The organism is Sphingobium psychrophilum, assembly GCF_012927105.1.
GTDB lineage: Bacteria > Pseudomonadota > Alphaproteobacteria > Sphingomonadales > Sphingomonadaceae > Sphingobium > Sphingobium psychrophilum.
Genome location: NZ_JABBFV010000043.1, coordinates 1 through 10,759 on the forward strand (window position 1 = coordinate 1; position 10,759 = coordinate 10,759).

A 10,759-nucleotide genomic window follows, 5' to 3' on the forward strand; every position below is an offset into this window, starting at 1 on the left:
CCGGCTCCGCTGCGCGGCCCCCAGTCGCGCAAGGAATAGTCCGTGAGGGTGATCTCCTGTAGGGAGCATTTACGTGAGGCAATGGCTATGCCGCTCGGGAACATCGCTTCATGAGGCAACACGCCGGCCATCGTAGTTGTCGCCGCGCAGTCGCGGCAGGGTTTCGCTGATTTCATGGCCAAGCAGCCTCCCGCCATTGTTGTCATGGAAGCGTGCGGCAGCGCGCATTACTGGGCGCGCGAGATGAGCAGGCGCGGACACGACGTGAAGTTGATCGCTCCGCATTACGTGAAGCCGTTCGTCAAGCGGCAGAAGAACGACGCGGTGGATGCCGAAGCCATAGTGATCGCTGCACAGCGGCCAGAAATGCGTTTCGTCGAGCCTAAGTCTACGGAACAGCAAAGCCGTACCATCCTGTTTCGCGCTCGAGAGCGGCTGGTCCACCAGCGCACGGAGCTGGTGAACGCTCTTCGGGCGTGCCTCTACGAATTTGGCCATGTCGTTCCGCAGGGACTTCACCAGCTCGGCAAAATCAAAGGCATCCTGGATGAACCAAACAGCGACCTGCCCGAACTGATGCGCAACGAGTGCGATGATCTGATGAAGCAGATTGCGGAGAAGACGGTTCGCATTGATGCCCGGACGGCGAAGATCAAGGCTCTCGCAGCTAAAGCAGATATTGCACGGCGCTTGCAGACGATACCCGGAATTGGTCCATTGACCGCCTTAGCCGTTGAAGCCTTTGCTCCATCGATGGAGTGCTTCCGCTGCGGCCGCGACTTTGCCGCCTGGCTTGGCCTCGTCCCACGCCAATTTTCCTCAGGCGGTAAAGAACGGCTCGGTCGGGTATCAAAGGCGGGGCAGAGCGATATCCGCAGACTTCTGATTATTGGAGCAATGTCCCGCCTGAATTGGCTCGGCCGGAAATCGATCCCGGAAGGCTCGTGGCTAGCACGCATCGCGGCGCGAAAGCCAAGGATGCTTGTCGCGATCGCGCTGGCCAACAGGATGGCGCGGACGATATGGGCTCTGCTGACAAAGAATGAGGATTATCGAGATTCGGCGCAGGTGGCAGCAGCATGATCGACACGCTGCATAATCTATCTGACGTCGGATGAAGGGGGTGTGAGAAGGCGACGACCCGAATGGGCAAAATGATCGAACAGATCTGGATTAGGAAAACCAGTAATCGGCTAAGGGCAATAAAGCTCGGGAAGTAGATTTGGACCTGATCCGCAGATCACCATACTGGCCTGCGGCTTCTGAAAATGCCGCATAGGAAGGCCTGACAGAAGACCGCACTCGATCACACGCGCATCGGATCAAAACTTCTTGCACCACGGGCGGCAACCACAGAAGCCAGTTCACCAGCCACGCCTTCACCAGCGTGCTGCTGCGCGAGGAAATCGCCATCAGCATGGATGGCCGGGGCGCCTGGCGCGACAATGTGATGGTCGAGCGCCTGTGGCGCTCGGTGAAATATGAGGAGGTTTACCTCCGCGCCTACGGCGGGGTCAGCGAAGCCCGCGAGTCGATCGGTCGTTATCTGAGCTTCTACAATGGAAGGAGGCCACATTCGAGCCTCGCCGCCAGGACGCCGGATCAGGCGTATTTTGACAACCTGCCGGTAATGATGGCAGCATGAGCCAAAGGCCAGCGAAGCTAAGTTGGCAACCAATATGGGGCGTCACTCCAGTAGGGCTACGCCCTCCCTGCATGACGCCCCATATTGGCAAGGCAAGGAACCCGGCAGACGATCCACTTAACCGTTGCCGATCCCTGTTCAGACAAACCCGGCCACCTCTATATCTCCCCGATGCGAGTCGTGAGATCCCGATGCTGCGCCCGAAATGGGCAGCGCCGCGTGCAGCAACCTCGCCAAATCACTCAGCGCAGCGATATCGACGTAAGGTGCAACGCAGATGTGCAAGGTCGAGCAGGTCAAACGGTCGAACATCCACACCGGAATCTCAAGCCAGCGCTCCGACGCCGATCCTGCCGAACTGCAGCGGAGAACTTCCCCGCTCGCCCGTCCTATGACCTCATGAATGTGAACATGGCGCCCCGACCAAGAGTGCCAAGGATAAAGAACTTCGCGGATATCGGTATCGTGGGCGTTCCGTCGCCTTGCTGTACAACACGCGGCGATCTCACTCGGACTGGCAGGGCGAACCCCGGCCGAGGCCTATAGGCGGATCGTCGCTCCAGATCATGGGGGGGGGGGCATGCCCCCCCATGATCTGGTGACCAAACTGGCGGCATAATCACACCCGGGATTAGCTTAACTTCGCCGCCAAACTATCCAAGAAGGCGGCACCATATGTGGACGGCTCCCTCTTGGAAGGGCTGAGCGGAAAAATTTGATCGGATCGCTTGCGTCCATATGTCCGGCCTTTGGGTGCAACCGCACATGGTCGCTGGCCAAGATGGTTTCCGCAGCGTGAGTTCCTAACACCTCAGCGGCTTCGAACAGCCATTGGTCCCGAAGGAATGCCACACGCCTTGGATCGATCGATCGCACCTTGGATCGATCGATCGCACCATCTGCTCTTCTCTTGCAAGATCTGGCATCAGCTCAGTACGATAGCGTCAAATTTGCTCATCGTATCAGGCCGATCTCTCACGCGGCAACCGTTGGTGCGCCTAAATCTGCTCTTCGATACCCCTCACCGCTTACCATCAGTTTCCAAGCAATGCGCGCGATCTTGTTGGCGAGCGCCACTGCGACGAGCTTCGGCTTTTTCCGTTCTAGCAATCCCAGCAGCCAAGGCGAGGCATTCCTGCCGCCGCTGCGACGGACATGCTGGACGACGGCGGTGGCTCCGACCACCAACGTGCTCCGTAAGAGTTCATCGCCAGCTCGCGTGATGCCTCCGAGCCTGACTTTGCCGGCAGTCGAGTGATCTTTAGGGGTCAAGCCGATCCAGGCCGCAAAGTCTCGCCCGGACTTGAACATGCGCGGGTCAGGAGCTTTCATCATCAGCAGGGATGCGCCGATCGGACCGATCCCGGGGATATTTGCGAGCCGCTGGCTGCATTCGTCGTTGCGATGCCATTCCATAAGCTTGGCCTCGACCCGCTCGATCTCGTGCAGAAGCTGCGCGTATTCCTGACCGTGAAGCGCGAACAGTTCGCGCGCAAGTTCGGGAAGTCGTTCGTCAGCCGCGATGCGATCGAGCAGGTGTTCGATCCGGCACATGCCCGTTGCTGCGGTGATCCCGAATTCCGCAGCGAAGCCTCGGATCGCGTTGGCAAGCTGGGTGCGTTTCTTGATGAGCCTGGTGCGCATGCCCACAAGCATGAGCGCCGCCTGCTGGTCGGCACTCTTCGTCGGCACGAACCGCATCGTCGGGCGGCTCATTGCCTCGCGCAGGGCTTCAGCATCCGCTGCATCGTTCTTGCCGCGCTTGACGTATGGTTTCACCAGTTGCGGCGCGATCAACTTTACCTCGTGGCCAAAAGAACCAAGAACACGCGCCCAGTAATGCGCGCTGCCACAAGCCTCAATGGCGACAACGGTCGGCGGCAACTCCTCGAAGAACTCGACCATTTTCCGTCGCGTCAGCCTCTTGCGCAGGATCGGCCTGTCTGCCGCATCAACGCCATGCAGCTGAAAAACGTTCTTTGACGTGTCCATGCCTATGTGGGTAATCTGTTCCATGGTCGGCTCCCTCGAATGAGTCCTCTAACAAACTCACTCTGGCACATCGCGATGCCGTTGGGAGCCGTCCAACCCAACACCTCAGTCCGTCACTCGCTTTCTCCCAATTTTCGCGCTTATCTCATTTTTCGGCTGCGAGCGCCTTGCCAAGTTCGGCCCACATTCTGCCCGAAAGGCGCGCGCCCTCGAGGTAGGGTTCGGGGCAAAGATGGTAGGGCGGGCGGACCGGACCGGCGTTCATCCAGCCGCCTGCGTTCATGCGCGCCTTTTCGAGCGCGATGTTGTAGGTCGAGAATTCCTTGAAGCTGCCGTTTGGGAACAGCGGCGCTGCCGTTGGGCCGAGTCGGCCCATAAATGCCCGCGCCGCGCTCCAATCACCGGTAGCGCGCGCTTGCGACACAAGGTCGCGCAATGTCGTGGTCACCAGCGGGTCACACACGGCACCGCTCGACCAAAAGGCGTCGATCGATTCGTCCATACGAGCTGCGCCGTAGTAGTCGAAGTCGATCGGCAGCAGCTTGATCCGTCCCCGAATGGCTGCAAGGTCCGGCAGCAAGTGAGCGACGCCAATGTATTTCGCCGTGACGACTTGGGGAATCTCCGCCACCTGAGCCCAGAACGAGCGTGGAAAATCGAACTTGAAGGCTTCGGGATTGGCATAGATGGCAATGTTCATCTCAGGCACGGCTTCAGCTAAATCCTTGTAGAACTGCACCGCAACATCAACGCTTGGCGCGCACCACATCGGAACTCCCAGCATCGTGCCATCGGCACCAATATCAAGCGCTTGACGTGTCAACGCGATAGTGTCGCGCGTGTTGAGGCAGGTGGTGCCAACGAAAATCGGCACTCGGCCGGCTGCTGCATCGACCAGCGCCTTTATGAAATCGAGCTTTTCGTCGTGGGTCATGGTCGCCGCTTCGCCAAGCGTCCCCATACTGAGAATTCCGTTGATCCCTGCATCGATCAGGCCATTAACCACACGCGCTGTCTCATCGAGGTCAACTGTCTTTGTCGCGCGCCAATCCGAGGCATCATCCTTCGCCGGAGTGGGAATAATCGCCCAGGCACCTTTGACGTCGTCTGGTTTCATGAGTGTACGGGCCACTTCGTTTCTCTCCTCAAATCCGGTCCGGTGATCGCCGCTGCAGCGCCTAATCATTTGACATTGCGCAACGCATTTCCGTTCTCGATATAGATCATGAATATAGGAAAGGCAACCTCCCAGCCTTGCGTTTCGTTGCAGGAATGTGAATAAAGGAGGAGCAACATCATGACTTCTGCCAAGCCGTTCGACAACCAGATCGCGGTTGTGACCGCTGGCGCTCAAGGCATCGGGCTAGCCCCAGCCAGGCGTATGGCTGAGGAAGGCGCCATCGTGATCATTGCCGACCGAGCGGCTGACGCTACGCAGGCTACGGTCGATCGCCTGCGGGACAATGGCTGCGATGTTCATGCCGCCATCTTCGACCTCGAGAAATGCGAGGGAGCGACCGAACTGTACCGGACGGTTGCAGATCAATTCGGCCAAATCGACGTGGCGGTCCACAATGTCTGTGGTACGATCTGGGCTAAGCCCTATTGGGATTCTACCCCCGACGAGATTTGTGCCGAAATCAACCGCTCGGTGTGGCCGACACTTTGGTGCCGCCATGCGGTGTTGCCGTACATGCTCGCGGCCGGGCGCGGTTCAGTCGTAAATATCGGTTCAGTGGCCACGCGCGGCGTGAACAAGACTCCCTATCCCGCCGCCAAGGACGGAGTCGCTGCTTTGACCGCCGCTTTGTCGCTGAACTGGAAACCAGCGGTGTCCGAATTAGCGGTTTGTGATCTGACGGTAGCGTATCCGGGATGTCGCAAGTAGTTTTTGCATTGGTGTGGCGGGAAGTCGTCGAGGAGGGAGCCGACCCGGTTCCATAACCCTTCCCGTGTGCGCTCACCGGCCTTTCGCAGCAGATGCTTGAGCTTGGCGAAGACCATCTCGATCGTGTGTTCATGATAACTCTCCAGTGCAGATTCCTGTTGAGCTGTTTTGGAAGTCGACGAGCCAGATGCGCTGGGATGGTCGAGGAACAGCGTATGTTCGGCACCGATCTGATCGGGAGCCTGGCCCATGTACCACGCGCAGCGCTGCCGCGATGGGGCCTTCCAGGCTGACCGCTGCCTCTGCGGTTCTAGTGCCTGTGCATCGTCGCGCCGCTTGGCTGCCCATCGTGCAACGGTGTTCCGGCTCTGAGGCACTAAATGAACCTGTGACGGGTCACCCCACGCGATCCCGAACCCATGAGCGATGCGTTCAAGGCGGGTTTTGCAGGAGTGATGGAGCAGACCTTGCGCGACACCCCTATGCTCCGCTTCGGCGAACCCGATGAACTGGCCGCTGCAATTTGTTTTTTCGCCTCTCAGGAGGCCTCCTACCTCACCGGGCAGACACTCTTCGTCGCGGGCGGCGGGATCGGATAAGGCCCCCCGCCGCCGACGCGCTATCGAGCAGACTGCATAAGCAATTCGCGCAGAGACACGTCTGCATCCGCAAGCCGGTCGGCGCTCGCCTTCGTCCTCCGTTCGACCAACCGCTTGCCAATGCCCATATCGGGCGCGCGGTTGACAGTCAGCAGGCCATCAATTGTATTGCCGGACAAAAACAAAGCGACGAAAGCGTTGCTTTCGATATCGCCGCGAAGGACGACCTCGGCCTGTGCCGGAATTTGCCCGCAGAACTGGATGTTCAAATCGAACTGGTCGCTCCAGTACCACATGGGCTTGCAGTAATCGACTTCGTGACCAAGCATCGCCGAGGCCGCCGCTTGGGCCTGGTCGGAAGCGTTCTGATAGGTTTCCTGCCGGAAGCGACCGCCAAAAAAACCGTCCTGCTCGGCGACGTCACCGGCGGCAAATATCGCCTTATTGCTGGTCTGGCATCGACGGTCGACGACGATCCCATTGTTTACAGTCAACCCGGCATCGACCGCGAGCGAGGTGGCAGGAATGATCCCCACCCCAACGACGACGGCATCACAAGGGATGACGGTGCCGTCGTCGATCTCGACTGCGGATACGCGGCCGTCCGCGAACTTGAAACCCGTTACGCCCCGGTTGAAATGGGTCTTGACCCCGCGCTTGCGGTGCTCCTCGCCCAGCCACTGACCGAAACGTTTGCCCAGTGCCCGTTCCATCGGACCCGCCAACGGTTCTACCGCAGTTACTTCGCAGCCAAGCTTGATCGCGCTAGCAGCCACTTCGGCTCCGATCACGCCCATGCCAACGATCACCACCCGTGCGCCTTGACGAAGGTCGAGGGCCATCCTGGCGGCATCGTCCCGGGTGCGCAGATAATGTACGTTGACGCAATCGGCTCCGGCCAGATTGAGCTTGCGGGCGTGCCCTCCAGTCGCCAGCAGAACCTTGTCGGCAGCGACCAATTGGCCACCCGAGAGGCGCACGCCGCCCGCATTCAAATCAATCGCTTCGGCACGGGTGCTGAGCAGCATGTCGATCCGGTTGTCGGAGTACCAGTTTTCATCCTGCAGGAAAAAGTTGTCCGACATTTCGGCTGGATTCCACAGGAACTCCTTGGACAGCGGCGGGCGCTCATAGGGCCTCCAGGGCTCTTCACCGATCAGAGTGATCCGACCGTCGAACCCTACTTGCCGCAGCGCTTCCGCCGCTCGCCCACCCGCTAGATTGGCGCCTACAATCGCTACCGAACGCACCCGATATCTCCCAGTTTCACGGCTTCACTCTCCCCCTGCCCTTTATGCACAGAAGCAAGTCTCTTTGCATATTATGCAAGTCATTGCAACAAAATCAAAAGCAAGGCTAGCTGTGACGACGCATCTTCGCAACCCTGAAAGCGAATTGCAGATGCGTCAGCCCCAATTCTCTGACCGCTTGTGCAACGTTACCGCCGACAGCTTCAACTGAACCACGAACGATCGCATCTTCTATCGTCGAGAGTGTTTCGCCGTTCTGGCGAAGCAAGCCGACTTGCTGGTCAATCCGAAACGACTCTTCTGACTCGGCTCCGCGCCGACCACACAGCTATCCTGCGGCAGAACCATACACCTGGGGAGAAGCTGTTCGTCGATTATGCCGGGGAAAGATCGGGATCGTGGTCGACCGGCTGACTGGCGAGATCCGTGATGCCCATATCTTCGTGGCAGTGCTCGGTGCATCCAGGACCCGCTGCAGCATCCGCGTGTTCACATAGACCAGGCAATTCTGCAGCAAATGGAGCGCCAGCACTGACAACTCCTGATCCTCCCGGCGGTTGGTGGCGATCTCACCGCCCTTGCCGAAGAAGATAACAGTCTGCGCGGCGTGTTTCGAAATCCCGTGGCAAATCGTCGTCAGGATTACGGTAGCGGCCCGCGCCCACCACCAAGATTTCCTTGCAGCGCAGACGCTCGCGTAACGCGGTCAGTACGCAGATCTCATAGTTGATGCGGTTGATCCGCGGACGCCCGTCGTCGTCCTTTTCCACGACCAGGTCGCGCCATTTGGGGGGCACGACACCGTCCAGCGGCACGCCGTCCTCAGGCCGGAGGACGCGCCGGCTGCCACTCGTCCGGCGCAGCCAGTCGACCGCATCGAGCACCAGGCGATGCACCAGGTTATTCGAACGGAATTCCAACACACCCAATACCGCCGGAAGCATGCGCCGATAATGACGCAGATACGAGACGCGCAGCACCCGGTGAACGCGCCGCTCGAAACCGTCCGACGCCTTATGCTCTCGCACGATCGCCGCCAGCACATCGGCGCCGCCCGCTGCCGGAAACACGACATCGCACACCATGCCTTCGGGCTGAAGACAGGCCGCCTCGGCAATCCGGACCAGCAGTCCCTCTTTGCCGTGAACCCGCTCGACTTCGGTCACGAACGCCTTGAGCACCCGGTTGCGAGCCCGGCTGCCGATCGTGTGGACAATTTCGATCAGCAGGTCGATCAGCCCGTCTGTGAGTTCGCGTTCCCGGTGCGCCAGGAAAAGCCCGAACAGCGCGTAGCGTCGGCCATCAGGGTGCCGGCGCATCGTCCAGACGGTCTCGTTGATCGCTCTGCGGCGCAGAATCCGCGCAATGGGATCTCCCAAATCCGGCAAAGCCTCCAAGGGCAACACATGCTGCTTCACAAAGGCAAGCCTGCGTGCCGCTATCAGTATGTTGTCAATATTGGGCTGCCCGGGATCCGCTTTCAGTCCCGAAAAACCTGTGACGCCGTCCTCATCGGCGAGCGAAGCATCAAGCCGTTCCCCGTGCTCGGACGATACAAACGAGGCAATCTTCTCCAGCACCTGATCCTCGAACCCGCGACGGGCCGTGGTGATCAGCGCCGTCAACGCTTCTTCCTCAGGCGCCGCAATCCGGTGCGCGACGAACCAGCCAAGAAGACGGTCCATCATCCCGGAAGCGGGCAAGCCCAACTGGCAAAGCTCGGAGCCAGTCCACGCAGCAGCTGCCTGCATGTCTTGTCGGCGCGCCCGGCGAAATCCCAAATGGTCGAGAATATCGGCACGATGCCGTCGCCCCGATCGGCCGAGCCAGTCATAGCCCTCAAGCACTGCAGGCGATGCTCCGATCTGCTCGGCAAGATACGTAACCACGGTATCCGGAAACTCGCCGGCATCGCGACCAAAGCGTCCCGTCATACGCCCAGAACGAATATGCGATGGAGGCCTTCAAAAAGATCCCATGATGAGAGTTGGATAGCGGTCTGAGGGAGCTCAGAGTCGGTTTGCTACCAACCACTCTGAAAGGATTTGCCATGTCAGCAGACCCCATCTCGCAGCTTGCCGCCATCCGAGTTGATCTTGGCGCAATTTTCGTTTCGCTGGAACTGTCGAAATCGACCTGGCTGGTGACCTCGCTGTCGCCGAGCACCGAGAAGATGTCCCGTCACTCCGTGCCAGGCGGCGATATGCCAGCGCTGCTCGCATGTTTGGATGCCTTGCGCGACAAGGCAGAAGCCCGCGAGGGCCAGCGCTACCCGGTGATCGCTATTCAGGAAGCGGGGCTCGATGGCTTTTGGATTCATCGCGCCCTGGCGTCGGAGGATTGGGTCACCAGCCATGTAGTCGACGCCGCTTCGATTGCGGTCTCGCGCCGGCACCGGCGGGCAAAGACCGACAGGATCGACGGCGAGACGCTGGTTCGTACCCTGATGGCCTGGATGCGCGGTGAGCCGAGGGTGTGCTCGATGGTTCGTGTGCCAACAGTCGAGGAAGAGGACCGTCGGCGGATCGGACGAGAACGCAAGACGCTGGTCAAGGAACGCACGCTTCACACGAACCGGATCAAAGGCCTGCTCTTCAGTGTCGGCATTCGGGGTTATGAGCCGAACCGACGGGATCGGCGTGAACGCCTGGAAGAACTGCGGACGGTCGACGGCAAACCCTTGCCCTTGCATCTCAAGGCGCAGCTCAATCGTGAGCTCGACCGTCTCGAGTTGCTCTGCGAACAGATCAAATGCGTTGAGGCCGAGCGTGACGACATGGCCGAGACTTCGCCACAGGCGATGCTCGCAATGCTCAAGGGCATAGGCCCAGAGTTTGCGAATGTCCTCGCCAGCGAAGGGCTGTTCCGGCATTTCGACAACCGGCGCCAGATCGCAGCTTATGCCGGCCTTGCTCCCTCGCCATGGCGCAGCGGCTCGATCGATCGCGAGCAGGGCGTCTCGAAGTCTGGCAATCCACGCTTGCGCACGACGATGGTTCAAGCCGCATGGCTGTGGCTGCGCTATCAGCCGGACTCGGCTTTGTCCCGCTGGTTCCAGGAACGCGTCAGCCGCAACGGCGGACGCGGCAAGAAGGTCGCCATCATCGCACTGGCACGCAAGCTGCTCGTGGCCTTCTGGAAGTACGCCATGAGCGGTGTCGTGATCGAGGGCGCCGTCATGACGAAGGCCTGATCAACATACTTCATGTGACCCAATCCCCGGGGCACTGATCAGCCCCAATGGATCCAGGCGAACGGACCGTGGTCGTGTCCCGGCGCGTGGTGTAGGTTTTGAGGGTAGCGAAGCTGACCGGACGCGCGCTCATCGAACAAGCGCTGTAGCGGCCGGTCAGTTTCGCGGGTGGTCACCGGCGAACTTCGGATA

The 10,759-nt window shown here is 59.8% G+C and carries 7 protein-coding genes and 4 pseudogenes; 5 read left to right on the forward strand and 6 right to left on the reverse strand.

Features of this window, described 5'->3' with window-relative positions; all coding sequences use genetic code 11:
• Positions 1–114: 114 nt before the first annotated feature.
• Positions 115–1,083 (forward strand): annotated as a pseudogene (locus HHL08_RS24500) (IS110 family RNA-guided transposase); the annotation flags it as partial.
• A 274-nt stretch (positions 1,084–1,357) separates the two neighbouring features.
• Positions 1,358–1,645 (forward strand): annotated as a pseudogene (locus tag HHL08_RS24505) (integrase core domain-containing protein); the annotation flags it as partial.
• A gap of 975 nt (positions 1,646–2,620) precedes the next feature.
• Here HHL08_RS24505 and HHL08_RS24510 read toward each other — a convergent pair.
• Together HHL08_RS24510 and HHL08_RS24515 are read right to left on the reverse strand one after the other, a co-directional pair.
• Positions 2,621–3,661, reverse strand: coding sequence for an IS110 family RNA-guided transposase (locus HHL08_RS24510; RefSeq protein WP_169575492.1), 1,041 nt, complete (start codon positions 3,659–3,661; stop codon positions 2,621–2,623).
• Between the two features lie 121 nt (positions 3,662–3,782).
• Entirely contained in the window at positions 3,783–4,754 is a 972-nt protein-coding gene (locus tag HHL08_RS24515; protein WP_019054261.1) for a dihydrodipicolinate synthase family protein, read from the reverse strand.
• Between the two features lie 264 nt (positions 4,755–5,018).
• Here HHL08_RS24515 and HHL08_RS24520 point away from each other — a divergent pair, with 264 nt between their 5' ends.
• Positions 5,019–5,525: an SDR family NAD(P)-dependent oxidoreductase gene (locus HHL08_RS24520; protein WP_235209944.1), complete on the forward strand. Its 507-nt coding sequence runs from the start codon at positions 5,019–5,021 to the stop codon at positions 5,523–5,525.
• Here the strand turns inward: HHL08_RS24520 and HHL08_RS25845 are convergent.
• Positions 5,498–5,647 (reverse strand): annotated as a pseudogene (locus HHL08_RS25845) (IS630 family transposase); the annotation flags it as partial. The gene HHL08_RS24520 and the pseudogene HHL08_RS25845 overlap by 28 nt on opposite strands.
• A gap of 297 nt (positions 5,648–5,944) precedes the next feature.
• Here HHL08_RS25845 and HHL08_RS24525 point away from each other — a divergent pair.
• On the forward strand, positions 5,945–6,124 hold the full coding sequence (locus tag HHL08_RS24525) for an SDR family oxidoreductase (RefSeq protein WP_026149929.1): 180 nt from the start codon (positions 5,945–5,947) through the stop codon (positions 6,122–6,124).
• Positions 6,125–6,144: 20 nt separating this feature from the next.
• Here the strand turns inward: HHL08_RS24525 and HHL08_RS24530 are convergent, their stop codons facing one another.
• The 3 genes and pseudogenes from HHL08_RS24530 to HHL08_RS26370 form a co-directional block, all read right to left on the reverse strand.
• Positions 6,145–7,374, reverse strand: a complete 1,230-nt coding sequence (locus tag HHL08_RS24530) for an NAD(P)/FAD-dependent oxidoreductase (RefSeq protein ID WP_019054263.1) — start codon at positions 7,372–7,374, stop codon at positions 6,145–6,147.
• 328 nt (positions 7,375–7,702) lie between these two features.
• Positions 7,703–8,017 carry a Tn3 family transposase gene (locus tag HHL08_RS26365; protein WP_081764268.1) on the reverse strand — a complete coding sequence of 105 codons (315 nt, stop codon included), beginning with the start codon at positions 8,015–8,017 and terminating at the stop codon, positions 7,703–7,705.
• Between the two features lie 970 nt (positions 8,018–8,987).
• Positions 8,988–9,308, reverse strand: a pseudogene (locus HHL08_RS26370) (DUF4158 domain-containing protein); the annotation flags it as partial.
• Positions 9,309–9,424: 116 nt separating this feature from the next.
• On the opposite strand from HHL08_RS26370, the gene HHL08_RS24545 reads away from it, so the two are divergent.
• Complete coding sequence (locus HHL08_RS24545; protein ID WP_043155352.1) at positions 9,425–10,567, forward strand: IS110 family RNA-guided transposase; 1,143 nt, start codon at positions 9,425–9,427, stop codon at positions 10,565–10,567.
• Positions 10,568–10,759: the final 192 nt, after the last annotated feature.